The sequence below is a fragment of the Streptomyces sp. NPDC056169 genome (genome assembly GCF_042268445.1).
GTDB lineage: Bacteria > Actinomycetota > Actinomycetes > Streptomycetales > Streptomycetaceae > Streptomyces.
This window is the reverse complement of sequence record NZ_JBHJUO010000015.1, coordinates 213,594-238,545: the sequence shown is the minus strand read 5'-3', so window position 1 is coordinate 238,545 and position 24,952 is coordinate 213,594. Positions and strand designations below refer to the sequence as shown.

At 72.1% G+C, this 24,952-nt stretch carries 25 protein-coding genes; 23 read left to right on the top strand and 2 right to left on the bottom strand.

Annotation, left to right across the window (positions count from 1 at the left end; translation table 11 throughout):
- The first annotated feature begins 2 nt into the window (after positions 1 to 2).
- Positions 3 to 320, top strand: coding sequence for a hypothetical protein (locus ACFC0G_RS25945; RefSeq protein ID WP_056653193.1), 318 nt, complete (start codon positions 3 to 5; stop codon positions 318 to 320).
- 136 nt (positions 321 to 456) lie between these two features.
- Here the strand turns inward: ACFC0G_RS25945 and ACFC0G_RS25940 are convergent, their stop codons facing one another.
- On the bottom strand, positions 457 to 861 hold the full coding sequence (locus tag ACFC0G_RS25940; RefSeq protein ID WP_376407191.1) for a pyridoxamine 5'-phosphate oxidase family protein: 405 nt from the start codon (positions 859 to 861) through the stop codon (positions 457 to 459).
- Positions 862 to 986: 125 nt separating this feature from the next.
- On the opposite strand from ACFC0G_RS25940, the gene clpB reads away from it, so the two are divergent.
- The 4 genes from clpB (at position 987) to ACFC0G_RS25920 (ending at position 5,531) form a co-directional block, all read left to right on the top strand.
- A complete protein-coding gene (clpB, locus tag ACFC0G_RS25935; protein WP_376407189.1) occupies positions 987 to 3,578 on the top strand; it encodes an ATP-dependent chaperone ClpB in 2,592 nt (863 codons plus the stop codon).
- Between the two features lie 118 nt (positions 3,579 to 3,696).
- A complete protein-coding gene (locus tag ACFC0G_RS25930; protein ID WP_376407187.1) occupies positions 3,697 to 4,230 on the top strand; it encodes a YbjN domain-containing protein in 534 nt (177 codons plus the stop codon).
- Positions 4,231 to 4,506: 276 nt separating this feature from the next.
- On the top strand, positions 4,507 to 4,863 hold the full coding sequence (locus ACFC0G_RS25925) for a hypothetical protein (RefSeq protein ID WP_376407185.1): 357 nt from the start codon (positions 4,507 to 4,509) through the stop codon (positions 4,861 to 4,863).
- Entirely contained in the window at positions 4,860 to 5,531 is a 672-nt protein-coding gene (locus tag ACFC0G_RS25920; RefSeq protein ID WP_376407183.1) for a nucleotidyl transferase AbiEii/AbiGii toxin family protein, read from the top strand. Before ACFC0G_RS25925 ends, ACFC0G_RS25920 begins: the two co-directional genes overlap by 4 nt.
- Before the next feature lie 106 nt (positions 5,532 to 5,637).
- Here the strand turns inward: ACFC0G_RS25920 and ACFC0G_RS25915 are convergent, their stop codons facing one another.
- Complete coding sequence (locus ACFC0G_RS25915) at positions 5,638 to 6,807, bottom strand: pyridoxal phosphate-dependent aminotransferase (RefSeq protein ID WP_376407181.1); 1,170 nt, start codon at positions 6,805 to 6,807, stop codon at positions 5,638 to 5,640.
- Positions 6,808 to 7,018: 211 nt separating this feature from the next.
- Here ACFC0G_RS25915 and ACFC0G_RS25910 point away from each other — a divergent pair, with 211 nt between their 5' ends.
- The 18 genes from ACFC0G_RS25910 to ACFC0G_RS25825 all read left to right on the top strand — a co-directional run bounded on the left by ACFC0G_RS25910 (position 7,019) and on the right by ACFC0G_RS25825 (position 24,926).
- Positions 7,019 to 7,198, top strand: coding sequence for a hypothetical protein (locus ACFC0G_RS25910; RefSeq protein ID WP_376407179.1), 180 nt, complete (start codon positions 7,019 to 7,021; stop codon positions 7,196 to 7,198).
- A 52-nt stretch (positions 7,199 to 7,250) separates the two neighbouring features.
- Entirely contained in the window at positions 7,251 to 7,466 is a 216-nt protein-coding gene (locus tag ACFC0G_RS25905) for a hypothetical protein (protein WP_376407177.1), read from the top strand.
- A 279-nt stretch (positions 7,467 to 7,745) separates the two neighbouring features.
- Positions 7,746 to 8,264 carry a DUF2617 family protein gene (locus ACFC0G_RS25900; protein WP_376407175.1) on the top strand — a complete coding sequence of 173 codons (519 nt, stop codon included), beginning with the start codon at positions 7,746 to 7,748 and terminating at the stop codon, positions 8,262 to 8,264.
- A gap of 75 nt (positions 8,265 to 8,339) precedes the next feature.
- Entirely contained in the window at positions 8,340 to 10,244 is a 1,905-nt protein-coding gene (locus ACFC0G_RS25895) for a spermidine synthase (RefSeq protein ID WP_376407173.1), read from the top strand.
- A gap of 87 nt (positions 10,245 to 10,331) precedes the next feature.
- On the top strand, positions 10,332 to 11,228 hold the full coding sequence (locus ACFC0G_RS25890; protein WP_376407171.1) for an SRPBCC family protein: 897 nt from the start codon (positions 10,332 to 10,334) through the stop codon (positions 11,226 to 11,228).
- 34 nt (positions 11,229 to 11,262) lie between these two features.
- Positions 11,263 to 12,048, top strand: a complete 786-nt coding sequence (locus ACFC0G_RS25885; protein ID WP_376407169.1) for an aldose 1-epimerase — start codon at positions 11,263 to 11,265, stop codon at positions 12,046 to 12,048.
- Positions 12,049 to 12,072: 24 nt separating this feature from the next.
- Entirely contained in the window at positions 12,073 to 12,612 is a 540-nt protein-coding gene (gene pyrE / locus ACFC0G_RS25880; protein ID WP_376407167.1) for an orotate phosphoribosyltransferase, read from the top strand.
- A gap of 221 nt (positions 12,613 to 12,833) precedes the next feature.
- Positions 12,834 to 13,856 carry a class II fructose-bisphosphate aldolase gene (gene fbaA / locus ACFC0G_RS25875; protein WP_056653162.1) on the top strand — a complete coding sequence of 341 codons (1,023 nt, stop codon included), beginning with the start codon at positions 12,834 to 12,836 and terminating at the stop codon, positions 13,854 to 13,856.
- 99 nt (positions 13,857 to 13,955) lie between these two features.
- Positions 13,956 to 15,116 carry a MalY/PatB family protein gene (locus tag ACFC0G_RS25870; RefSeq protein ID WP_376407165.1) on the top strand — a complete coding sequence of 387 codons (1,161 nt, stop codon included), beginning with the start codon at positions 13,956 to 13,958 and terminating at the stop codon, positions 15,114 to 15,116.
- 171 nt (positions 15,117 to 15,287) lie between these two features.
- Positions 15,288 to 16,772: an MFS transporter gene (locus tag ACFC0G_RS25865; RefSeq protein ID WP_376407163.1), complete on the top strand. Its 1,485-nt coding sequence runs from the start codon at positions 15,288 to 15,290 to the stop codon at positions 16,770 to 16,772.
- Between the two features lie 94 nt (positions 16,773 to 16,866).
- Complete coding sequence (locus ACFC0G_RS25860; protein ID WP_376407161.1) at positions 16,867 to 17,280, top strand: DUF3151 domain-containing protein; 414 nt, start codon at positions 16,867 to 16,869, stop codon at positions 17,278 to 17,280.
- 278 nt (positions 17,281 to 17,558) lie between these two features.
- Positions 17,559 to 18,461 (top strand): DUF3152 domain-containing protein, encoded by a 903-nt coding sequence (locus tag ACFC0G_RS25855; RefSeq protein WP_376407159.1) that lies wholly within the window; start codon positions 17,559 to 17,561, stop codon positions 18,459 to 18,461.
- 124 nt (positions 18,462 to 18,585) lie between these two features.
- Positions 18,586 to 19,443 carry a tryptophan 2,3-dioxygenase family protein gene (locus ACFC0G_RS25850; protein ID WP_376407157.1) on the top strand — a complete coding sequence of 286 codons (858 nt, stop codon included), beginning with the start codon at positions 18,586 to 18,588 and terminating at the stop codon, positions 19,441 to 19,443.
- Complete coding sequence (gene kynU, locus ACFC0G_RS25845; protein WP_376407155.1) at positions 19,436 to 20,638, top strand: kynureninase; 1,203 nt, start codon at positions 19,436 to 19,438, stop codon at positions 20,636 to 20,638. The genes ACFC0G_RS25850 and kynU overlap by 8 nt, the downstream gene beginning before the upstream one ends.
- Positions 20,639 to 20,741: 103 nt before the next feature.
- Positions 20,742 to 21,611 carry an alpha/beta hydrolase gene (locus ACFC0G_RS25840; RefSeq protein WP_376407153.1) on the top strand — a complete coding sequence of 290 codons (870 nt, stop codon included), beginning with the start codon at positions 20,742 to 20,744 and terminating at the stop codon, positions 21,609 to 21,611.
- Between the two features lie 97 nt (positions 21,612 to 21,708).
- A complete protein-coding gene (locus tag ACFC0G_RS25835; RefSeq protein ID WP_376407151.1) occupies positions 21,709 to 23,031 on the top strand; it encodes a sensor histidine kinase in 1,323 nt (440 codons plus the stop codon).
- The gene (locus tag ACFC0G_RS25830; protein WP_376407149.1) at positions 23,028 to 23,693 is read left to right on the top strand and encodes a response regulator; all 666 of its coding nucleotides are present in this window, start codon (positions 23,028 to 23,030) and stop codon (positions 23,691 to 23,693) included. Before ACFC0G_RS25835 ends, ACFC0G_RS25830 begins: the two co-directional genes overlap by 4 nt.
- Positions 23,694 to 23,720: 27 nt before the next feature.
- Positions 23,721 to 24,926, top strand: coding sequence for a cytochrome P450 (locus ACFC0G_RS25825; RefSeq protein ID WP_376407147.1), 1,206 nt, complete (start codon positions 23,721 to 23,723; stop codon positions 24,924 to 24,926).
- Positions 24,927 to 24,952: the final 26 nt, after the last annotated feature.

Below are 24,952 nucleotides of genomic sequence, written 5' to 3'. Positions count from 1 at the left end.
GCATGAACGTACCCGATGACCCCAGGTTCCGCCGGGAGATGGCTTCGGCCTATCGGTCCGGCTGGCACTTCGTCGATCTCGCCACGGCCATCCCCCACCGTGGCGACGCGCTGAAGGTCACCCTCTTCGGAGAACCGATCGTCGTGGCACGCGAGCAGGACGAGGACGTCCGTGCTTACCGCTGTCTCCGCCGTCCCCGCGGTGCCCCGCAGCCCATCCGCTGTGCCATTCGGTACGGCATGATCTTCGTCAACCTCGACCAGCGGGACCACCAGCTGATCGAACCCGAGACCATCACCGCCACCCCCCGCAGTGCTTGAGCGATTCCCCCGTCGTTGTAGATCGCTCAGGCACTTCCCCCACACAGCGGCGCCATCGCGGACCTGAAACGCGATGGCGCCGCTGTGCTGCGCCCGCACACTCTCGGGCGCGGCCCCTTCCGGGCGCGGCCCCTTCTCAGGCGCGGCCCATCGCCCGTGTGAGGGCGATCTCGATGACGACCCGGTCCGGGTTCGGGGCCGGCGTGCGGCCGTACCGCTCGGCGTACCGGCCGACGGCGTCCGCGACGACCTCGGTCTCCGTACGGACGCGGGCGATGCCCTCCAGGGTGGCCCAGCGCCCCTTGTCGACCTGGCAGACCGCCACGCGCGCGCCGTCCGCGCCCGCCGCCAGCACGTTGGCGACCTTCCGGCTGTTCTTGTTGGTGATCACCCGGGCGTAGCCGCCCTCGGGGTCGTACGTGACGCCGACCGCCACCACGTGCGGGGTGCCGTCCGCGCGCGGGGTCGTCAGGGTGCACATGTGGTACTCGCGCCAGAAGCTGAGGTACGAGTCGGAAGGGTTCCTCGGGTCTGTGGCCATGCCCCGGAAACTACCCGGGGGAGAACTCCCTCCGAAAGCTTGAGTGGATTGGACTCAACTTTGTGTACGCTGGATGAGTCATAGGAGACGCATAGCCGTACGTACACCAAGGAGGAGCACCGCACGTGGACGTCGAACTGACCAACCGGAGCCGGGACGCGATCAACGCGGCCACGAGCCGCGCCGTGTCCGCGGGGAACCCGGATCTCATCCCGGCGCACTTGCTCCTGGCCCTGCTGGCGGGTCAGGACAACGAGAACATCACCGACCTGCTCGCCGCCGTCGAGGCCGACCAGGCGGTCGTGCGCTCCGGCGCGGAGCGGCTGATCGCCGCCCAGCCGAGCATCACGGGGTCCACGGTCGCGCCCCCGCAGCCCAACCGCGAGTTCCTCGCGGTCATCGCCGACGCCGACCGGCAGGCCAAGGAGCTCGGCGACGACTTCCTCTCCACCGAACACCTGCTCATCGGGATCGCCGCCAAGGGCGGCCAGGCCGGTGAGATCCTCGACCGGCAGGGCGCGAGCGCAGCGAAGCTGCTGGACGCCTTCGAGAAGAGCAGGGGAGGACGCCGGGTGACCACACCCGACCCGGAAGGGCAGTACAAGGCGCTGGAGAAGTTCGGCACGGACTTCACGGCCGCCGCGCGCGAGGGCAAGCTGGACCCGGTCATCGGCCGGGACCACGAGATCCGGCGCGTGGTGCAGGTGCTGTCCCGCCGCACCAAGAACAATCCGGTCCTCATCGGTGAGCCCGGCGTCGGCAAGACCGCCGTCGTCGAGGGCCTCGCCCAGCGGATCGTGAAGGGCGACGTACCCGAGTCGCTGAAGAACAAGCGGCTCGTCTCGCTCGACCTCGGCGCGATGGTCGCCGGAGCCAAGTACCGCGGCGAGTTCGAGGAGCGGCTGAAGACCGTCCTCTCCGAGATCAAGGCCAGCGACGGCCAGATCATCACCTTCATCGACGAGCTGCACACGGTCGTCGGCGCGGGCGCCGGCGGCGACTCCGCCATGGACGCGGGCAACATGCTCAAGCCCATGCTGGCCCGCGGCGAGCTGCGGATGGTCGGCGCGACCACCCTCGACGAGTACCGCGAGCGCATCGAGAAGGACCCCGCCCTGGAGCGCCGCTTCCAGCAGGTCCTCGTCGCCGAGCCGACGGTCGAGGACACCATCGCGATCCTCCGCGGCCTCAAGGGCCGGTACGAGGCGCACCACAAGGTGCAGATCAACGACTCCGCGCTGGTCGCCGCCGCGACCCTCTCCGACCGGTACATCACCTCGCGCTTCCTCCCCGACAAGGCCATCGACCTCGTCGACGAGGCGGCCTCCCGGCTCCGCATGGAGATCGACTCCTCGCCCGTCGAGATCGACGAGCTCCAGCGCTCGGTCGACCGGCTCCGCATGGAGGAGCTGGCGCTGAAGAACGAGACGGACGCGGCGAGCAAGCAGCGCCTGGAGAAGCTGCGGCGCGACCTCGCCGACCGCGAGGAGGAGCTGCGCGGTCTCACCGCCCGCTGGGAGAAGGAGAAGCAGTCCCTCAACCGGGTCGGCGAGCTGAAGGAACGGCTCGACGAGACCCGGGGCCGGGCCGAGCGCGCCCAGCGCGACGGCGACTTCGACACCGCCTCCAAGCTGCTGTACGGGGAGATCCCGAACCTGGAGCGGGAGCTGGCGGAGGCGAGCGAGGCCGAGGCCCAGCAGGAGTCGTCCAAGGACACCATGGTCAAGGAGGAGGTCGGCCCGGACGACATCGCGGACGTCGTCGGCGCCTGGACCGGCATCCCCGCCGGCCGTCTCCTGGAGGGCGAGACGCAGAAGCTGCTCCGCATGGAGGACGAGCTCGGCAGGCGGCTCATCGGCCAGTCCGAGGCCGTGCAGGCCGTCTCCGACGCCGTGCGCCGCACCCGCGCGGGCATCGCCGACCCCGACCGCCCCACGGGCTCGTTCCTCTTCCTCGGCCCCACGGGCGTCGGCAAGACCGAGCTGGCGAAGGCCCTCGCCGACTTCCTCTTCGACGACGAGCGGGCCATGATCCGCATCGACATGTCGGAGTACGGCGAGAAGCACTCCGTCGCCCGGCTCGTCGGCGCGCCCCCCGGCTACGTCGGCTACGAGGAGGGCGGCCAGCTCACGGAGGCGGTCCGCCGCCGCCCGTACAGCGTGGTCCTGCTCGACGAGGTCGAGAAGGCGCACCCGGAGGTCTTCGACGTCCTGCTCCAGGTCCTCGACGACGGCCGCCTCACCGACGGCCAGGGCCGGACCGTCGACTTCCGCAACACCATCCTGATCCTCACGTCGAACCTGGGCAGCCAGTACCTCGTCGACCCGCTGACCTCGGCGGACGTGAAGAAGCAGCAGGTCCTGGACGTCGTCAGGGCCAGCTTCAAGCCCGAGTTCCTCAACCGCCTCGACGACCTCGTCGTCTTCTCGGCGCTGGACCGGGCCGAGCTGGGCCGGATCGCACGGCTCCAGATCGACCGGCTCGCGAAGCGGCTCGCCGACCGGCGGCTCACCCTGGAGGTCACCCCGGAGGCCCTGGAGTGGCTCGCCGAGGAGGGCAACGACCCCGCGTACGGAGCCCGGCCGCTGCGCCGTCTGATCCAGACGGCGATCGGCGACCGGCTCGCGAAGGAGATCCTCGCGGGCGAGGTCGTCGACGGCGACACGGTCCGCGTGGACTGCTTCGAGGACGGTCTGATCGTCGGCCCGGCCCGGTGACGAGAGGGGCGAAGGGCGAGGTTCTTGTCAGCCCGCAGCGGATCGCGGCTGGTGGGGCTCCCATGAACCGCCCGACATGGGGGAGGATGGCGAGCATCCGTACGAAGGGAAATTCACGGTGAGCATCGACCCGTCCTCGATTCCGAATTTCGGGGGCCAGCCCCAGCCTCAGGCCGCAGGACCGGCGGGCCCCGTCGTCCCCGACCAGGACCTCGTCAAGCAGCTCCTCGAGCAGATGGAGCTGAAGTACGTCATCGACGACGAGGGTGACCTCGCGGCGCCGTGGGAGGAATTCCGCACGTACTTCATGTTCCGCGGCGAGGACGAGCAGCAGGTCTTCTCGGTGCGGACGTTCTACGACCGCCCGCACTCGGCCGACGACCGCGCGAGGGTCCTCGACGCGATCGACGACTGGAACCGCCGCACCCTGTGGCCCAAGGTCTACACGCACCTGCACGAGGAGGAGGACGGCTCCGCCACCCTCCGTCTCATCGGTGAGGCCCAGATGCTGATCGGCACCGGCGTCGCCCTGGAGCACTTCGTGTCCTCCACGGTCAGCTGGGTCCGCGCCTCCATCGAGTTCGACAAGTGGGTCGTCGAGCAGTTCGGTCTGGAGACCCCCGAGCAGAAGGCGGACGACGAGGAGGCCTGAGCCTCCCCGCGACCGCTGTCCGCAGCACGAAGAAGCCCGGCCGGACCCCGTGACCCTCGTGGCCACGGCCCCGGCCGGGCTTTCTCGTACGCCCCGGGAGCGCCGACGGCGGAGCGCCATGTGCCGCCGCGTGCCGCCGTTCACCCGTTTGCCACACGTCCCGGTCGGGTGTCGCGACGTCGTGACGAGGGATGACGGCATGAGGAGGAGGGGCGCGTGCGGCGGGTGTCGCTCCAGCGGTACCGGAGGCAGGCGCGGCGCGGGATAATCGGGCGCATGGCACAGACGCTCTCTTCGCCACCCGCCGCGGAAGTACTCCGCGCGCGGTACGCGAGTAGGCTGCCTGCCGCGCTCGCGGATCTCTCCGGACCCGCGCACGGGCAGGTCGAGCTTCCGCTCCACGTCGCGTGGTCCGGGCTCCGCACGTACGATCTCGACCGCCCCCGCCTGCGCATGAGCCTGTACCGAACCGTCCTGGCGGAAGGGCAGCACGACGACCTCGCCGCCCTCCTCAACGAGGAGCTGCTGCTCGCCCAGTGGCCGGTGCTGCGCACACTGATCAGCCGGCACATCAGCCAGGTGTGGGAAGAGGCGTTCCCCGCCCTGTCGCGACCGGCGTCCGCCGCGGCGTGAACCTGAGCGACCTGCACCGCCGCCTCTTGGCGGACGTTCTCGCCATCGGCACTCCGTATCCGTTGGTGATCACCGGGGGATACGCGGTACAGGCTCATGGCCTGGTCGACAGGCTGAGCCAGGACCTCGACGTGGCCACCGAGAACCCGGCGCCCATGGACGACATCGCCGCCACCCTGGAGCACGGCCTGGCCCGCAGAGGCTGGCGCGTCACGATGATCAGCACGGACCCGCTCTCGGCTCGGCTGATCGTCGCGGATCCGACCCTCGGGGAGGAGTGCGAGGTGGACGTCCTCAAGGAGAACTTCTGGGACGCGCCGACCGAGACCGAGCACGGTCCGGTGCTCGCCCTCGACGACGTCGTCGGCACCAAAGTCCGGGCCCTGGCCGACCGAGGGGCCGTCCGAGACCTGATCGACGTGCACGCGGCGTCTTGCGACCGCACGATCCACGAGCTCGAATCGCTCGGCGCCAGGCACAGCCGTGACGAGTTCCGCCTCCAGGACCTCCGCGACCGTCTTGGCGGCGCGGACTGGTACGAGGACGAGGAGTTCGCCGCCTACGGCCTGGTCGAGCAGAGCATCACGGACCTGCGGGAGTGGGCTGTGCGGTGGGCGAGCGACCTCGACCGGCGGCTGCACGCCACGGAGAACGACCGGGGAGACTGAGCCGTCCCGCGGTTCCGGTCGAACCCCGCAGCGTGGCGTGCGCCTCGTGGACAAGGCCACCCACCCACCTGTTCGACGGCCTTGTCGGCCGCAGGAGGTCCTGTCCTCAGGCGAGGCGCTTGAGGCGGGAGACGGCCTCCTCCAGGACCTCCGTCTTCTTGCAGAAGGCGAAGCGGACGAAGGGGGCGCCGGCCTCGCGGTGGTCGTAGAAGACGGCGTTCGGGATGGCGACGACGCCCGCGCGCTCCGGGAGGGCCCGGCAGAAGGCGAAGCCGTCGTCGGAGCCGAGCGGGCGGATGTCGGTGGTGACGAAGTAGGTGCCCGCCGGGCGGTAGACCTCGAAGCCCGCCTGCGCGAGGCCCTCGCTCAGCAGGTCCCGCTTGGCCGCGTGGTCCGCGCGGAGCTCGTGGAAGTACGCGGCCGGAAGGCGGAGCGCCTCGGCGATCGCGTACTGGAAGGGGCCGGAGGAGACGTACGTGAGGAACTGCTTGGCCGAGCGGACGGCGGACGTCAGCTCGGGGCTCGCGGTGATCCAGCCGACCTTCCAGCCGGTGAACGAGAACGTCTTGCCGGACGAGCCGATGGTGACCGTGCGGTCCCGCATGCCGGGGAGGCTCGCGAGCGGGACGTGCTCGGCACCGTCGAAGACCAGGTGCTCGTAGACCTCGTCGGTGACGACCAGCAGGTCCCGCTCGATCGCCAGCTCGGCGACGGCGGTCAGCTCGGCCCGGGTGAGGACGGTGCCGGTGGGGTTGTGCGGGGTGTTGAGGAGGATCAGCCGGGTCCGGTCGGTGACGGCGGCCCGCAGTTCGTCCAGGTCGAGGACGTAGGCGCCGTCGTGCGGGCGGAGCGTGACGGGGACGCGGGTGCCGCCGGCCATCGCGACGCAGGCCGCGTACGAGTCGTAGTACGGCTCCAGGGCGATCACCTCGTCGCCCGGCTCCACGAGCGCCAGCAGGGCGGCCGCGATCGCCTCGGTGGCGCCGGCGGTGACCAGCACCTCCGTGTCGGGGTCGTACTCGAGGCCGTACCACTGCCGCTGGTGGTCGGCGACGGCCTGCCGCAGCTCGGGGACGCCCGGGCCGGGCGGGTACTGGTTGCCGCGGCCGTCCCGCAGCGCGCGGACCGCGGCCTCGCGGATCTCCTCCGGGCCGTCGGTGTCGGGGAAGCCCTGACCGAGGTTGATCGACCCGGTTCTGGCGGCGAGCGCGGACATCTCGGCGAAGATCGTCGTCCCGAATTCGGCGAGCCGGCGGTTGAGCAGCGGTCGTGTCATGACCGCCATCCTGGGGGGAAGCTCTGGACTTGCTCAAGTGGGCTTTGGCGAGGACGCGCCGGGGGGATCGCCCTGGCATGAACATCGCATTCTTCATCCTCGGGATCGCGGCAGTGATCGCGATCGTGGTGTGGGTCGTCGCGCTGTCGATGCGCGGCACCGTGCGGACGGGTGGCGGCTCCGGTGGCAGCGCCGGTGGCACCGACAGCTGGTGGGCCGGATCGTCGGACTCCTCGTCCTCGTCCTCGTCGTCTTCGTCGTCGTGCTCGACGTCGTCCTCCTCCTGCTCCACCTCCAGCTCGTCGTGTTCGAGCTCCTCGTGTTCCTCGTCCTCCTGCTCCAGCTCCTCGTCGTGCAGCTGAAGCTCTGGAATCGCTCAAGTCGTCTTTGAGGGAGGGCCCCGGAGGGCATCTCCCTCGTACAGAAGAACGGGGGTAGTACTGATGGATTTCTTCATCATCTTCTTCGGGGCGATCATCCTGATCGTCCTGGTCTCCACCGTCCGCAGCGCCACCGGCGCCGGCCGGCGCGGTCGCCGGAAGAAGGGCCGCAGCTGGGCCGACGGCGGCAGCGGCGGCGGGGGCGGGGGCTGCGGAGGGGGCGGAGGCGGCTGCGGCGGCAGCTCCGGCTGTGGGGGTGGCGGCTGCGGCGGCAGTTGAGACGCAACGGGCCCAGAGGCACGTGTCGTTGGCAATTCGGCGGATCTTGTCGATCAATTCTGATTGAACAATTGAACTGTGGGGTCCCCGAAGGGGTTGGAAAACACGGCAAGTTGGGTAAAAACGCTGCGAGTCGCCCGGCGTCCGTGGTTCTCTCGCTCCTGACAGAGACAGCCCTCGGACCGTGTGTGGAACCGAGCCGGCGATCCCCCAATCCCGTTGAACCCTCTCCGGGGCGCCCCCGGCCCACCCGTCAAACCGTGTTTGCGGAGCCGACCCATGCTCACCACCCTGAAGACCTCCTATACCGATACCCGCGCGGCCGATCTGGCCTGGGCCCTCGGGCGCGAGCCGCTGCCCGCCCTCGCCGTACTCGACCTCGAACTCTCCGGCGCCAGCCTCCAGTTGAGGCTGCTCGGCGCCTCCCACCAGGTACTCCTGGAGGAGGAGGGGCGCAGCTGCTCGGAGACCGTCGCCTGCATGCCCGGCAGCAGCACCCCCCTCCCGCTCGGCGTCTCCAAGCGCGTCGGCGAATGGGAGTACGAATTCGCGGCGCGCGTCGAGACGCTCTCGCACGGCTCCTTCGCGGGCCGTGCGCAGGAGCTGCTCGCGCTCGTCGCCGACCACCCCAACGGCCTCGCGGGGACCTTCCCCGGCTCCCCGCACGCCTTCACGGCGATGCTGGCGCAGCGTCATGAGGGACAGGTGCGCTGGCGTACCTGGCACGCCTACCCCCAGGAAGGGCAGTTGGTGGTGACCAGGACCCGGATCGGCGAACGTATGCCCGCAACACTCTGATACGCCCCTCCGGAGCTCCAGATGCACTCGTGTGGGTGACAAGGAGTACGTAAGTCGTGACGTAGCGTTACGTTCATGATCGAGCCGACCGTGACCATGCCACCCACAAGGGTGCGACAACCGCCCGTGCGGCGGCGCGAGCGGCCGCCCAGACCGCCCAGGTCGTCCAGGTCGCCCAAGTCACCCAGGTCGTCCAAGTCGCCGCGATCGCCGCGGTCGGGGCAGGCGGTGCGGTTCCCCGTTCTCGCCGTGGTCTTCGTCTGCGCCGCGTGCGGACTGGTCTACGAGCTCGAACTGGTCGCACTCGCCTCGTACTTGATCGGCGACTCGGTCACCCAGGCCTCCGTCGTGCTCTCCGTGATGGTCTTCGCGATGGGAGTGGGCTCGCTCCTCGCCAAGCGGCTGCGCTGCCGCGCCGCCGTCGGCTTCGGCCTGGTCGAGGCCGGGCTCGCGCTGATCGGCGGCTGCTCGGCCCTCGCGCTGTACGCGGCCTTCGCCTGGCTCGGCGAGTCGCGGTACGTCGTCGTGGCGTTCTCACTCGCCATCGGCGTGCTCATCGGCGCGGAGATCCCGCTCCTCATGTCCCTCATACAGCGCGCCGCCGGGCCGGGGTCCGATGCGGGGTCGGGGCCCGATGCCGGGGCGGGGCCCGATTCCGGGTCGGGAGCGGGAGCGGGAGCGGGAGTGGGGTCGGAGGCGGAGGCGGAGGCCGAGGCGGAGGCGGAGGCCGAGGCCGGGAGTGGGGCCGGGGCGCGGTCCGGGCTCGCCGAGCGGGCGCGGCGGCAGGCCCCGGCCGGCGAGCCGGACGACGCCGCGGGGACCGTCGCCGACCTCTTCGCCGCCGACTACGTCGGCGCGCTCGTCGGCGGCCTCGCCTTCCCCTTCCTGCTGCTGCCCTGGCTCGGCCAGCTCACCGGCGCGCTCGTCACCGGCGCGGTCAACGCGATCGCGGGCGGCGGCCTCGTGCTGTGGGTGTTCCGCCGCGACCTCACCACCCGCTCCCGCGCCCTGCTGATCGGGGTCAACATGTCGGTCCTCGCCGTCCTGGCCACCGCGACCGTGCTCGTCGACGACTTCGAGGAGGCCGCGCGCCGCGCCGTGTACGGGGAGCAGGTGCGGGTCGCCGTCCACACCGACCTCCAGGAGGTGGTGGTGACGGGAGGCCGCGAGGGGCCGCCCGACCTGTTCCTCGACGGCCGGCTGCGGGTGGCGGGACAGGACGAGTACCGCTACCACGAGGCACTCGTCCACCCCGCGATGAAGGGCCCGCACGCCCGCGTCCTGATCGTCGGCGGCGGGGACGGGCTCGCCGCCCGGGAGGTGCTGCGCTACTCCGGCGTCACCTCCGTGACCGTCGTCGAGATCGACCCCGGCGTCGTCCGCCTGTCCCGCACGGATCCGGCCCTCGCCACGCTCAACGCGCAGGCGTTCCGGGACCCGCGCGTCCGGGTGGTCTACGCGGACGCCTTCAGCTGGCTCCGGGGCGCCGCCGATCGTGTGCAGGAACGGTACGACGTGGTGATCTCCGACCTCCCCGACCCGGGGATCACCCCCAGCACCAAGCTCTACTCCGAGGAGTTCCACGGACTCGTGGCCCGCGTCCTCACCGCTTCGGGACGCTTCGCCGTGCACGCCGGATCGGTCACCGACCGGCCGCACACCTACTGGACGGTGGACGCCACCCTGCACGCCGCCGGGTTCGCGACCCGCCCGTACAGCGCCGGCGGCCGCACCCCCGGGTTCGCGGCGGGCCCCGACCGCGCCGACCGCACCGGCGGTACGGAACAGGGGCCGGGCGACTGGGGCTTCCTCCTCGCCGTCCCGGGCGACCGGCCGCCCGTCCTCGGCCTCGCACCCGACGCGCCCCGGCTGCGCTCCCTCGGCGCGGGCACCCTGGAGGCCGCCGCGCGCCGTGCCGAGCGGGCCCGGGGCGCCGCGCTGCCGTCCTCGACCCTGGTCCACCCGCGGTACGGCGGCTGAGGGAAGCGCGAAAGGTGGTGACAGGGGCGCGCGGGCCCCGGCGCAAAGAGGCGACGCCGCGCCCCGGCCTGAGTAGGCTCGGCTTCCATGGAGCATGAGGTGTTCGTTCCGGTACCGGCCGAGGCCCTGCGCGCGACGCTCACGGACCCGGCGCGGGTGGTGCGCTGCGTGCCCGGCCTCCAGCGGGACGCCGACGCGGAGGCGGGCCCCCTCGCGGGCCGCCTCAAGGTCCGGGTCGGCGGCCACACCATCACCTACCGGGGCGCCCTGCGGGTCGTCGAGCGGGACGGCGCCATCACCTACGAGGGACAGGGCGCCGAGGCCCGGGGCAAGGGCTCGGCCGAGCTCTCCCTGACGGTCGTCCTCACCCCTGTGGACGAGGGCACGAGCATCGGCTTCACCGGCGCGCTGACGGCGGCCGGCCGGCTCGCCGAGGCCACGGACGAGGCACGGGCCGCGGCGGGCGTCCGGCTGCTCGACAAGTTCGTGGAAGCACTGACCGCGCTGGCGGAGGAGCCCGAGGAGCCCCAGGAGCCCGGGGAAGTCGAGATGCCGGGGACGACGGAGGCGCCTGCGCCTGAGCCGGAGGAGTCCGATTCCGACTCCGATTCCGATTCCGATTCCGACTCCGACTCCGATCACGACGGTGTGGACGACGGGGTCGAGGAGCCCGGGCGCCCCTCCGTCTTCGACGCGCCCGTCCCGCCCCCCTCCCTCGACCCCCTCCTCGACGAGGACTTCGGCGCCACCCCGATCGAGTTCCCCGCCCCGCAGCCCGCCGCCGAGGCCGCCCACGCGCGGCGGACCATGATCGGGCGCAGCGCCGAGGAGGTCGACCACGCCCCGCCGCGCGGCCGGTACGCCCCCGTCCCCGCGCCCGAGGCCACCAGCGCGACCGCCACCCTGCGCTGGATCGCCCCCGCCGCCGCGCTCGCCATCGCCTCCGCCGTCGTCGTCGGCCGGGCCCTGCGTCGACGCCGCTGAATCGGCCCGGCACGTTTAGGGTCGAGGTGTGAGCATGCAGACGCGACTGACGGCGGGCGACGCCGAGTTGACCATCAGCCCCGAACACGGCTGCCGGATCGAGGGCCTGCGCATCGGCGGTACCGAGGTGCTGCGCCAAGGCGACCGGTTCGGGTGCTTCCCGATGGTGCCCTGGTGCGGGCGCACCGAGAACGGCCGCTTCCTCGACGGGGCGACCACGCACCAGCTGCCGGTCAACGCACCCCCGCACGCCATCCACGGCACCGTCCGCGACCTCGCCTGGAAGACGGCCCGGGTCGACGAGACGTCGGCGGTCTTCACCTGCGAGCTCGGGGACCCCTGGCCGTACAAGGGCAAGGTCACCCAGATCTTCGAGCTGGCCGAGGACTCCCTCTCCCTCACCTTCGGGGTCGAGACCTACGACGACTCCTTCCCGGCGCAGGCCGGCTGGCACCCCTGGTTCCTGCGCAACCTCGGCCGGGGCGGCCAGGACGTACGGCTCGACTTCGCCCCCGCCTGGCAGGAGGAGCGCGGCGAGAACCACCTCCCCACCGGCCGTCGGATCGACCCCCTCCCCGGCCCCTGGGACGACTGCTTCGGCATGCCCGACGGCGTCGACGTCACCCTCACCTGGCCGGAGGAGCTGGAGCTGAAGGTCACCAGCCGCGCCGAGTGGGTCGTGATCTACGACGAGCCGGCGGAGGCCGTCTGCGTCGAGCCGCAGTCCGGCCCGCCGAACGGCCTCAACACCCACCCGCGTCTCGTCACCCCGATCGACCCCCTGGAGATCGGGAGCGTCTGGCGCTGGCGGCGGCTCTAGAGGGCGCCCCTTAAGCTGCTGACCATGACTGACGTACGCGCTGAGCTGCTCCAGCAGATCAAGGACAAGGCCGTGGTACACGGCAAGGTGACCCTCTCCTCGGGTCTGGAAGCCGATTACTACATCGACCTGCGTCGCATCACGCTGGACGGCGAGGCCGCGCCGATGGTGGGTCAGGTCATGCTCGACCTCACCGCCGACCTCGACTTCGACTGCGTCGGCGGTCTGACCCTGGGTGCCGACCCGGTCGCGACCTCGATGCTGCACGCCTCCGCCGCGCGCGGGCAGCGCCTCGACGCCTTCGTCGTACGGAAGGCGCAGAAGGCGCACGGCATGCAGCGCCGTATCGAGGGCACGGACGTCAAGGGCCGCCGCTGCCTCGTCGTCGAGGACACCTCGACCACCGGCGGCTCGCCGCTGACCGCCGTCGAGGCCGTCCGTGAGGCCGGCGGCGAGGTCGTGGCCGTGGCCACGATCGTGGACCGGGGCGCGGCCGGCGCGATCGCCGACGCGGGTCTGCCGTACCTCACCGGCTACCAGCTGGACGATCTCGGCCTGGCGTAACCGCCGCGAAGTCGTGACTTAGGTCCCGGACCCCGGCAAGAACGGTCCTGACCTGCATATTCGCCAAGGGGCGGGGTGTTTCACGTGAAACACCCCGCCCCTTGGCATGCCGTGCCCGTGGGAGCCCGGACGAGAGTCTGAAAGGATGGGGGCGACGATGACGTCGCCCCCAGGTCAGGGACAGAAACGCACACACCCCGCACATCACAAGGAGCGGACGAATGCCCATCGCAACCCCCGAGGTCTACAACGAGATGCTCGACCGGGCGAAGGCAGGCAAGTTCGCCTACCCGGCCATCAATGTGACCTCGACCCAGACTCTGCACGCGGCGCTGCGAGGCTTCGCGGAGGCCGAGAGCGACGGCATCATTCAGATTTCGACCGGTGGCGCCGAGTTCCTGGGCGGCCAGTACAACAAGGACATGGTCACGGGCGCCGTTGCCCTGGCCGAGTTCGCGCACATCGTCGCTGCGAAGTACGACATCACGGTCGCTCTGCACACCGACCACTGCCCGAAGGACAAGCTGGACGGCTACGTCCGCCCGCTGCTCGACATCTCCGCCGAGCGCGTCGCCCGTGGCGAGAACCCGCTGTTCCAGTCGCACATGTGGGACGGCTCCGCCGAGACCCTCGCCGACAACCTGGCCATCGGCCAGGAGCTGCTCGCGAAGGCCGCCGCCGCCAAGATCATCCTTGAGGTCGAGATCACCCCGACCGGCGGCGAGGAGGACGGCGTCACCCACGAGATCAACGACGAGCTGTACACCACCGTCGACGACGCCATCCGCACCGCCGAGGCCCTCGGCCTGGGCGAGAAGGGCCGCTACCTGCTGGCCGCGTCCTTCGGCAACGTGCACGGCGTCTACAAGCCGGGCAACGTCGTGCTCCGCCCCGAGCTCCTCAAGGACCTCCAGGCGGGCGTCGCCGAGAAGTTCGGCAAGGTCAACCCGTTCGACTTCGTCTTCCACGGCGGCTCGGGCTCGACGGCCGAGGAGATCGCCACCGCGCTGGAGAACGGCGTCGTGAAGATGAACCTCGACACCGACACCCAGTACGCCTTCACCCGTCCGGTCGTGGACCACATGTTCCGCAACTACGACGGTGTCCTGAAGGTCGACGGCGAGGTCGGCAAGAAGTCCACCTACGACCCGCGCACCTGGGGCAAGCTGGCCGAGGCCGGCATGGCCGTCCGCGTGACCGAGGCGTGTGCCGCGCTGCGCTCGACCGGCACGAAGCTGAAGTAAGCGGCTGAAGCAAGCGGCTGAAACAAGCGTGTGAACGACGGGCCCGGTACCTCCTGAGGTGCCGGGCCCTCGTGCGTCGACGAGAGGGCAAGAGGGCTGATGTACGACTTCGACCGTGAGATAGACCGGCGCGGCACCTGGTCGGTCCAGTGGGACGGCATAGCGGACCGCTTCGGCGTTCCCGACCTGCTCCCCTTCACCATCTCCGACATGGACTTCGCGTCCCCGCCCGAGGTCCTCGCCGCCCTGCGCGACCGCGTCGACCACGGGGTCTTCGGCTACACGGACTGGCGGCTCGGCGAGTTCCGGGACGCGATCGGGCACTGGTACGCGAGCCGGTACGCGACCGAGATCGACCCCGGGGCGCTGGTGTACGCGCCGTCGGTGCTCAACCAGCTCTCGCAGCTCCTGCGGATGTGGACGGAGCCCGGCGACGGCGTGGTCGTCCACACCCCCACGTACGACGGCTTCCGCAAGGCGGTCACCGGGCTCGGGCGCGAGCTGCGGGGCGTGCCCCTCGGGGACCTCGACGCGCTGGAACGGGAGCTCGCCCGCCCCGACAGCCGGATGCTGCTGCTCTGCTCCCCGCACAACCCGACCGGCCGGGTGTGGACGGAGGAGGAGCTCGCCGCCTTCGCCGAGCTGGCCGAGCGCCACGGCGCGGCCGTCGTCAGCGACGAGATCCACGCCGACCTCACCACCGACGGCCACCGCCACGTCCCGTGGACGCGGGTGGCCGAGGCGGGCCGGGGCCGCCGCTGGGCGCTCGTCACCTCCGGCACGAAGGCCTTCAATTTTCCGGCGCTCTCCGGCTCGTACGGGATCGTCGGCGACCCGGACGCGCGCGAGGCATTCATCCGGCGCATGGAGACCGGCGAGGGCCTCGCCTCGCCCGCCGTCCTCTCGCTGACCGCCCACATCGCCGCGTACCGGCAGGGCGCGCCGTGGCTGGACGAGCTGCGCGGCTATGTTGCGGGCACGATGGAGCTGCTCGGGGAGCGGCTGGCCACGGGCCTGCCCGGCGTCGTCTGGGAGCCCCCGCAGGCCGGCTACCTGGCCTGGATCGACCTGCGGCCCCTCGGGATCGAGGAGACCCGGCTCCAGGAGGAGCTGGTGTCCGTGGAGAAGGTCGCGATCATGCCGGGCGGGGTGTACGGGACGCCCGGCTTCGTCCGGCTGAACGTGGGCTGCCCGCGGAAGAAGGCCGAGCGGGGCGTGGACGCGCTGATCCGGGCGGCGACCCGGCTCCGGACGAGCTGACCCGAACCGGCTCGAAGGGCGGGCACGTCGGCGAGTGCCGTCGCACGTCGGCGCACGTCGGCGTCAGCGCGCGTCACCGTCGCCGCACGTCGCCGCATGTCAGCGAGCGTCGGCGTCAGCGCGCGTCGCCGTCGGCGAGCGTCGGCGTCCGCTTCGCGGGACCATGCTGGCATGGGCGAGCGGGACGTACGGATGGCCTCGAAGACCGGCCGGTGGATCGTGTTCACGACCGTCCTCGGGTCCGGGATGGTCCTGCTGGACTCCACCGTCGTCAACGTCGCCCTGCCGCACATCGGCGAGGACCTGGACGCCGACATGGGCGAGCTCCAGTGGATCGTGAACGCCTACATGCTGACCCTCGCCGGGCTGATCCTGCTGGGCGGGGCGCTCGGCGACCGGTACGGGCGGCGCCGGGTCTTCGTGATCGGGGTGGTGTGGTTCGCGGTGGCCTCGCTGCTGTGCGGGCTCGCGCCGAACGCCGGGATCCTGATCGCGGCCCGCGCCCTCCAGGGCGTCGGCGGGGCGCTGCTCACACCCGGCTCGCTCGCGCTGATCCAGGCCAGTTTCCACGAGGACGACCGGGCCAGGGCGGTCGGCCTGTGGTCCGGCTTCGGCGGCGTGGGCGCGGCGGTCGGGCCGTTCGTCGGCGGCTGGCTGGTCGACGGGCCCGGCTGGCGGTGGGTGTTCCTCCTGAACGTGCCGCTCGCCGCCCTCTGCGTGCCCGTCGCGCTCCGCCATGTGCCCGAGTCGCGCGACGAGACCGCGCACGGCCGCTTCGACGTGCTCGGCGCGGTCCTGGGCGCGGCGGCGCTCGGGCTCGTGACGTACGCGCTGATCGGCGAGGCCTGGTGGGCGGGGGCGGCCGGCGTGGTGCTCGGGGCGGCGTTCGTGACGGTGGAGCGGCGGCGCGGCGAGCGCGCGATGGCACCGCCGTCGATCTTCGCGTCCCGGCTGTTCACGGCGGTCAACCTGGTCACCCTCTGCGTGTACGCGGCGTTCGGCGGTTTCTTCTTCCTCGCCGCGCTCCAGCTCCAGGTGGTCTCCGGATACTCGGCGCTCGGCGCCGGTACGGCCCTGCTGCCGACGACCGTGCTCATGCTGCTGTTCTCGGCGAAGTCCGGCGAGCTGGGGGAGCGGATCGGGCCCCGGGTCCCGCTCACGGTGGGGCCGCTGCTGTGCTCGGTGGGGATGCTGCTGATGCTGCGGGTCGGGGAGGACGCCTCGTACGTACAGGACGTGCTGCCGGCCGTGCTGGTGCTCGGTCTCGGCATGACGGCCCTGGTCGCCCCGCTGACCGCGACCGTCCTGGCCTCGGTGGACGTGGGCAGGGCGGGCCTGGCGAGCGGCATCAACAACGCGGCGGCGCGCGCGGCCGGGCTGCTCGCGGTGGCCGCGCTGCCGCTGCTCGCCGGGATGGGCCCGGAGACGTACCGCTCGGCGACGGAGTTCGACGAGACTTTCCGGCGCGCGATGCCGATGTGCGCGGGGATCCTGGTGGTGGGGGCGGTGCTCGCCTGGACGACGATGCGCACCCCGCCCGGGGGCGCGAAGTGCCACCCGGAGTGCCGGGTGCACTGCGGGGTGACGTCACCGCCGCTGGACCCGGGGGAGCGGGACGCGCCCGTGGACCCGGGCGAGCGGGACGCCCAGGCCTGATCCGGCGGCACCGGGCCCCGCTCCCGGTCCGGCGGCACCGGGCCCCGCTCCCTGATCCGGCCCGACCGACACGACACCCCCTAGGGTGGTCCCCATGGCCATCCACGAGAACCTGCTGGGGGGACCGGCCCCCACCCACCTGCCGGACGAGCCGGGTCCGCGCGAACTGCTCGCGAGCGGTACGGCGCCGGCCGAGGTCGCCGCGCAGTACCCGACCTCCTCGCTTGCCTGGGCCCGTCTCGCCGACGACGCCTTCGAGGGCGGCCGGGTCGTCGAGTCGTACGCCTACGCCCGTACGGGCTACCACCGGGGCCTGGACGCGCTGCGCCGCAGCGGCTGGAAGGGCCACGGCCCGGTGCCGTGGGAGCACGAGCCGAACCGCGGCTTCCTGCGCGCCCTGCACGCCCTCGCCCGGGCGGCCGGCGCGATCGGTGAGAAGGCGGAGTACGAGCGCTGCACGACCTTCCTGCGGGACTCCTCGGAGACCGCGGCGGAGACGCTCGGCTGACCGTCCGCACCACCCTCCGCACGACCCCTGCATCACCCTCCGCGCCACCCGCGGAAACACCCTCCGCACCACCCTCGGAACGACCTGATCCGTCCCGATTTCCCCCTGCCCCGCCGGGCCGGGGGAAATCGGGACAGACCTCGCGGCGCCTCCGACGGCGTTCGATGGCGTTCGAAGATGGCCGGTACGATCCCCGGGACCGCAGGACCGAAGACGCCGGTATCCGAGGCCCCATCTCCTCTTCCCCCACACCGGCCGACGCAGGGGAGAAGACTGTCGTGGGCAAGCGTGCCGCACCCGCAGGACGGCGAGGGAAACAGAGCCGCCGGCGGGGCAGAGGCAGACGCGGCCCCGTGAGCCGGCTCGCGCTTCCGGCCCTGGTCCTGATGACCGTCGCGCTCGGCGGCGGCGCCGCCCTCGCCCACTTCAACGGCACCGCGACCGACGACTCGGCCGCCCCCGGTCCGCAGGCGACGACCGCGACCGAGGCGCCCACGACGGACGCCCCCGCGCCCCGGCCGACGACGGCGAAGCCGACACCGACACCGAAGCCGAAGCCGAAGCCCACGACGGCGAAGCCGAAGCCCAAGCCGAGCCCGAAGAAGACGACCGTGCCGCAGTCCGGCGCCGGGACGTTCACCACCGCGCAGGCCTCCGGCGACGCGGTCGGCACCGGCGGCTCGCTGCGCCGCTACCGGGTCCAGGTCGAGGACGGCATCGAGCTGTCCGCGCACGGCGCGGCGGCCGAGATCCAGCAGATCCTGGACCATCCGCGCAGCTGGGCCGCGCACGGCCGGGGCCGGTTCCAGCTGGTGTCGCAGAACGCCGACTTCGTCATCCGGATCGCCACCCCGGACACGGCGGACGCCCTCTGCCTCCAGCAGGGCCTGAACACCCACGGCGAGCTGAACTGCGAGACCGCCGACGGCGTCGTCGTGAACCTCAAACGGTGGATGCTGGGCTCGCCGACCTTCGCGGGGGAGGCCGTCGAGTACCGGCATCTGATCATCAACCACGAGGTCGGGCACGAGATCGGCATCCGGCAGCACATGGGCTGCCCGGGTCCGGGCAAGCTCGCGCCCGCGATGATGCAGCAGATCAAGGGCCTCAACGGCTGCCGATCGAATGCGTTTCCGTATGCCGAAGACGGGAGCTACATCACGGGGCCGATCGTGTCATGATGCCGTTGGGACGGCGCGCGACGAAGCACGCCTCCCGAGGGGACCGGGGCTCCCGTGCCGCACGGAATACCGTGCGTACGGTGGAGCAGACCGCTACCCGGTAGTTCGTATCGAGGAGACAGCAATGTCACTCCCCCAGGGTTCTCCCGATTCCGGAGCCGGTTCGGTCGCCGTCGACCCGAACCTCGACTTCGCGGGCACCACGCCGTACGAGGACTACGTCCAGGCGGACGTCCTCACCCACCTCCAGCACCTCCGCTCGGACGACCCGGGCGAGATGGTCTTCCTGGTCACCACCCAGGTCATGGAGCTGTGGTTCACGGTCATCGTCCACGAGTGGGAGACCGCGAGCCGCGCCCTGCGCGAGGACCGCGTCCCCGTCGCGATGGACGCCCTCAAGCGCTCGGTCCGCGAGCTGGAGGCGCTCAACCACTCGTGGCGGCCGCTGGCCCAGCTCACCCCCGGCCAGTTCAACGCCTACCGGGCCGCGCTCGGCGAGGGCTCCGGCTTCCAGTCGGCGATGTACCGCCGCATGGAGTTCCTGCTCGGCGAGAAGTCCGCGTCGATGCTCGTCCCGCACCGGGGCGCGCCGCGCGTCCACGCCGAGCTGGAGAAGGCGCTCCAGGAGCCGAGCCTGTACGACGAGGTCCTCGCCCTGCTGGCCCGGCGCGGTCTGCCCGTGCCGCAGTCGGTCCTCGGCCGTGACCTCGCGCAGCGGTACGAGCCCTCGCCCGAGGTCGAGGCCGTCTGGGCCGGGATCTACGCGGACGCCGACCAGAACACCGAGCTGGTCCGCCTCGGCGAGGCCCTGAGCGACGTCGCCGAGCTGGTCTGGCGCTGGCGCAACGACCACCTGGTGGCGACCCGGCGCGCGATGGGCGCGAAGACCGGCACCGGCGGTTCGGCCGGCGTGGCCTGGCTTGAGAAGCGGGCCCAGAAGAACGTGTTCCCCGAGCTCTGGACGGCCCGCAGCCATGTCTGAGTCGTACGAGGAGAAGGCAGCCCGGCTCGACGCCGCCGACGGCCTGGCCGGGCACCGCGAGAGGTTCGCCCTCGACGAGGGGACCGTCTACCTCGACGGCAACTCCCTCGGCGCGCTTCCCGCGCACGTCCCGGCCCGCATGGCCGACGTGATCACCCGCGAGTGGGGCGAGCTGCGCATCCGCTCCTGGGACGAGTCCGGCTGGTGGACCGCGCCCGAGCGGATCGGCGACCGGATCGCCCCGATCGTCGGCGCCGCCCCCGGGCAGATCGTGGTCGGCGACTCGACGAGCGTGAACGTCTTCAAGGCGGTCGTCGCCGCGGCCCGGATCAACGGCGACGAGCGGGAAGAGATCCTCGTCGACGCGACGACCTTTCCCACGGACGGGTACATCGCGGAGTCCGCGGCGCGGATGACGGGTCACGAGATCGTGGCGTGCGACCCGGCCGACATGGCGGACGCGGTGAGCGACCGTACGGCGCTCGCGCTCGTCAACCACGTCGACTACCGGACGGGCCGGCTCCAGGACCTGCCCGGTCTCACCGCCGCGCTCCACGCGGCGGGCGCGCTCGCCGTCTGGGACCTGTGCCACAGCGCGGGCGCGCTGCCCGTCGGCCTGGACGCCCACGGGGTCGACCTGGCCGTCGGCTGCACCTACAAGTACCTGAACGGCGGCCCCGGTTCGCCCGCGTACCTGTACGTCGCCGAGCGCCACCAGGCGGCCTTCGACTCGCCGCTGCCCGGCTGGAACTCGCACACGGACCCGTTCGCGATGACCCCCGGGTACGAGGCGGCGTCGGGTGCCGTGCGGGGCCGGGTCGGGACGCCGGACATCCTCTCCATGCTGGCCCTCGAATCGGCGCTGGACGTCTGGGACGGGGTCGCGATCGAGGACGTGCGCGCCAAGTCCCTCGCGTTGACGGACTTCTTCCTGGAGTGCGTGCGGGCGTACGTCCCCGAGGGCCGGGTCACCTCCGTGACCCCCGGGGCGCACGGCGAGCGCGGCAGCCAGGCCGCGTTGAGCTGCGAGAACGCGCCGGCCGTCATGGCGGAGCTGATCAAGCGCGGGGTCGTCGGCGACCTGCGCCGCCCGGACGTGCTGCGGTTCGGCTTCACGCCGCTGTACGTCGGCTTCGCGGACGCGGAGCGGGCGGCCCGCGTCCTCGCGGAGGTCTTGGCCGACCTCCCCGCCTGAGGGGTGACCGTCCGATGATCGCCTGATCTGCGGGGGCTCCGGTGCTGGTACCGTCCCCGCAGGTCAGGCCAATTCGGCCGCGTCTCCGAGAGGTTGGAACAGCATGCCGGACCCCGCCGCGCGGGATGCCGCCGAAGAAGCCTCGGCCTTCTCGCACCCGGCCGTCGCCCCGGACGCCTCCGCCGCGTACGGCGACCACCCGGACCAGGTGGTCGACTTCTACGCCCCGCGCGACGGCCGCACCCGGGCCCCGCTCGTCGTCGCCCTGCACGGCGGCGCGTGGCGGGCGCCGTACGACCGGCAGCACCTGACCCCGTTCGTGGACTTCCTGGCCCGCCGGGGCTTCGCCGTGGCCAGCGTCGAGTACCGGCGCGGCAGCGACATCCCCCGCCAGGGCGGTACGGCGCCGGTCGCCGGGCGCTGGCCGGAGACCTTCGACGACGTGGCCGCCGCGCTCGACGCCGTACCGGCCCTGGCCGCCGTCCACCTGCCGCAGGCGGACACCGCCCGGATCGTCCTCACCGGCCACTCCGCCGGCGGCCACCTCGCCCTCTGGGCCGCCGCCCGGCACGTCCTGCCCGCCGGCTCCCCGTGGCGCCTGCCCGCCCCGCCCGCACTGCGCGGGGTCGTGGCCCTCGCCCCCATCGCCCACTTCGACCGTGCGGTGGAGCTCGACGTGTGCGGCGGCGCGGTCACCGAACTCCTCGGCGGCGAGGCGGAGTACGCCCACCGGGCACCCTTCGCGGACCCGGCCGCCCTCCTCCCGACGGGCATCGCGACCACGATCGTCCAGGGCCGCGAGGACCGCGACGTCCCGCACACCGTCGCCGAGGCCTACGCGGACGCGGCGGCGAAGGCGGGCGAGGAGATCGGCCTCACCCTCCTCGAAGGCATCGGCCACTTCCCCCTGATCGACCCGGCGGCGGACGCCTGCGCGGTGGTCTCGGAGGAGATCGCCCAGCTGGCCTGGTGAGGCGTGTGACGGAGCTGCGGGGCCGCGCGTAGTCCTCAGGGGGGACGGCGGAGGATCCGCAACGAGCGGGACGACCGGGTCTCCCGGCGCCCGTACCGTGGAGCGCGTGACCGAGACACGGACCTCCGAGACGAGCCGCAGCCCCGAGCTCCACCTGGTGCAGGTGGCCCTCGGCGGGCTGCGCCAAGAGCTGTTTCATGATGCCTTCGCCTACCGGCCGCTGCCGCGCATGGACGTGAACAGCGGGCCCACCCGCTTCCTGCCGGAGCGGATACGTATCTTCGCGGGGTTGCTCCCGCACGCCTTCGTCGCGTTCTGCGCCGTGATCGTCTTCGCCCTGGGATACGACCGGATCTACTACGCCTTCGGCGTGTCGGCGCTCGTGATCACCTGCGCGCCGGCCGCGATCGTGCTGCTCACCCTGGTCCGGCCGATCCTCGCCTTCTGGGCCTCGCTCGGCGCGGCCCCCTTCGTCGGGTACATCGGCGGCTTCGACGGCGGCTGGCCCTGGACGGCGGCCTGCCTCGTCGGCCATGTGGTGGTCCTCGCCGTGGTCGCCGCCCGCACCTCGCCCCGTACCGCCGTGTGGATGTGGATCGTGACGGCCGGCTACTGCCTCTTCGCCGAGATGTTCCTCGGCCGGGGGCGCAGCTCCGTCTCGGTTCCGCTCCTCTTCGTCTCGGCCCTCGTCCTGCTCACCGTCTCCATGTTCCAGGTCCGCCGTCAGGCCGACCGCGAGGTCACCGCCCACAAGACGGTGACCGCGCAGGAGATCTCGAAGCGGACCGTCCTCGAAGAGCGCACCACCATCGCCCGTGAGCTCCACGACGTCGTCGCCCACCACATGTCGGTGGTCGCCATCCAGGCGGAGGCCGCGCCCTACCGGGTCGAGAACCCGCCGCCGGAGCTGGAGCAGGCCTTCCTCACCATCCGCGAGAACGCGGTCGCCGCGCTGACCGAGCTGCGTCGCATCCTCGGGGTCGTACGGGCCGAGGACTACGAGGCGCCCGACGCGCCCCAGCCGACGCTCGGCGACCTGGACTCCCTCGTCCGCAACGTCACCGAGGCCGGGCTCGTCGTCGAGAAGACGGTGACCGGCGCGGTGCGGGAGTTGCCGCAGGGCGTGGAGCTCTCCGCGTACCGGATCGTCCAGGAGGCCCTGTCGAACGTGCTGCGGCACGCGCCGGGCGCGGCGGCGAAGGTCGAGGTCAGCTATGTCCTCGGGGGGCTCGGGCTGCGGATCGCCAACGGTCCGGCGCGCGGTCTCGTGAAGCCCTCGCCGGGCGCGGGTCACGGCATCACCGGCATGCGGGAGCGTGTGACGATGCTGGGCGGGGAGATGACCGCCGAGGTGACGGCGGACGGCGGCTACGAGGTGGCGGCCTTCATCCCCGTGAGCCGTGAGGAGAGCGTGGAATGAGCATCCGTGTGCTGATCGTCGACGACCAGATGATGGTCCGCGAGGGCTTCTCCGTGCTGCTCGGCGCGATGCCCGACATCGAGGTCGTCGGCGAGGCCGTCAACGGCCGGGAGGCGATCTCCCAGGTCGCCGCCCTCCGCCCGGACGTCGTCCTCATGGACATCCGCATGCCCGAGCTGAACGGCATCGAGGCCACGCGGGAGATCGTCGCCGCCGACGCGGACGCGAAGGTCCTCGTCCTGACCACCTTCGACCTGGACGAGTACGTGTACCAGGCGCTGCGCGCCGGGGCCTCCGGCTTCCTCCTCAAGGACGCCTCGGCCCGGCAGCTCGCGGACGGCGTGCGGGTGGTCGCGGAGGGCGAGGCGCTGCTCGCGCCGACCGTCACCAAGCGGCTCATCACCGAGTTCGCGAAGGCGCCCGGCAGTTCCCCGCGCCCGCCCGCCATGGCGCAGATCGGGGAGCTCACGGAGCGGGAGACGGAGGTCCTCGTGCTCATCGCGCAGGGCCTGTCGAACGTCGAGATCGCCGAGCACCTGGTCGTCGCCGAGTCCACGATCAAGACGCACGTGAGCCGCATCCTCGTGAAGCTGGGGCTGCGCGACCGGACGCAGGCGGCGGTCTTCGCGTACGAGGCGGGCCTGGTGCGCGTCGGCGGCTGACGGCCCGTTCGGGGGTAGCGTCCGGTCATGGACGCCATCGACGCTGTTGACGCTGTGTACGACCCCTGGTCCCCCGAGTTCGTCGCCGATCCGTACCCCGCCTACGCCCGGCTGCGCGCCGCCGGCCGCGCGCACTGGCACGGGCCCACCCGGCAGTGGCTGATCCCGCACTACGAGGACGTGTCGGCGCTCCTCCGGGACCGGCGGCTGGGCCGGACGTACACGCACCGGTTCACGCACGAGGAGTTCGGGCAGGAGGCGCCGCCCGCCGCGTACGAGCCGTTCCACACGCTCAACGACCACGGGCTGCTCGATCTGGAGGCGGCCGACCACTCCCGGATCCGGCGGCTCGTGTCGAAGGCGTTCACGCCGAGGACGGTGGAGAACCTGGCGCCGACGGTACGGCGGCTGGCCGCCGGGCTCGTCGGGGACCTGGTCGCGCGGGGCGGCGGCGATCTGCTCGCCTCGGTCGCCGAGCCCCTCCCCGTCGCGGTGATCGCCGAGATGCTGGGCATCCCGGAGGACGACGAGGAGCGGGGGCGGCTGCGGCCCTGGTCGGCGGCGATCTGCGGGATGTTCGAGCTGAACCCCTCGGAGGACACGGCCCGGCGGGCGGTGACGGCCTCGATCGAGTTCTCGGACTATCTGCGGGAGCTGATCGCGCGGCGCCGGAAGAGCCCGGGGGACGACCTGATCTCGGGGCTCATCGGGGTGGAGGAGCTGACGGAGCAGGAGATGATCTCCACCTGTGTGCTGCTCCTGAACGCGGGCCACGAGGCCACCGTGAACACCACGGTCAACGGCTGGTGGACCCTCCTGAAGCAGGACGTCCGGCCGGATCCCGAAAAGTTGTCCACAGCTGTGGAAGAACTTCTGCGGTACGACACCCCGCTCCAGATGTTCGAGCGCTGGGTCCTCGACGACATCGAGATCGGCGGCCAGGTCATCCCGCGCGGCTCCGAGGTCGCGCTCCTCTTCGGCTCCGCCAACCGCGACCCGGCCCGCTTCGGCCCCACGGCCGACGAGCTCGACCTCACCCGCGCCGACAACCCCCACATCACCTTCGGCGCGGGCATCCACTACTGCCTCGGCGCCCCGCTCGCCCGCCTCGAACTGGACGCGGTCTTCGGCGAGCTGCTCCGCCAGGCGCCGGACCTGCGGCTCGCGGCGGAGCCCGTACGGACGCCGGGGTACGTGATCCGGGGCGTCGAGGCGCTGCTCGTGGAGGTGTGAGCCGACGGCTGACGGCTGACGGCTGA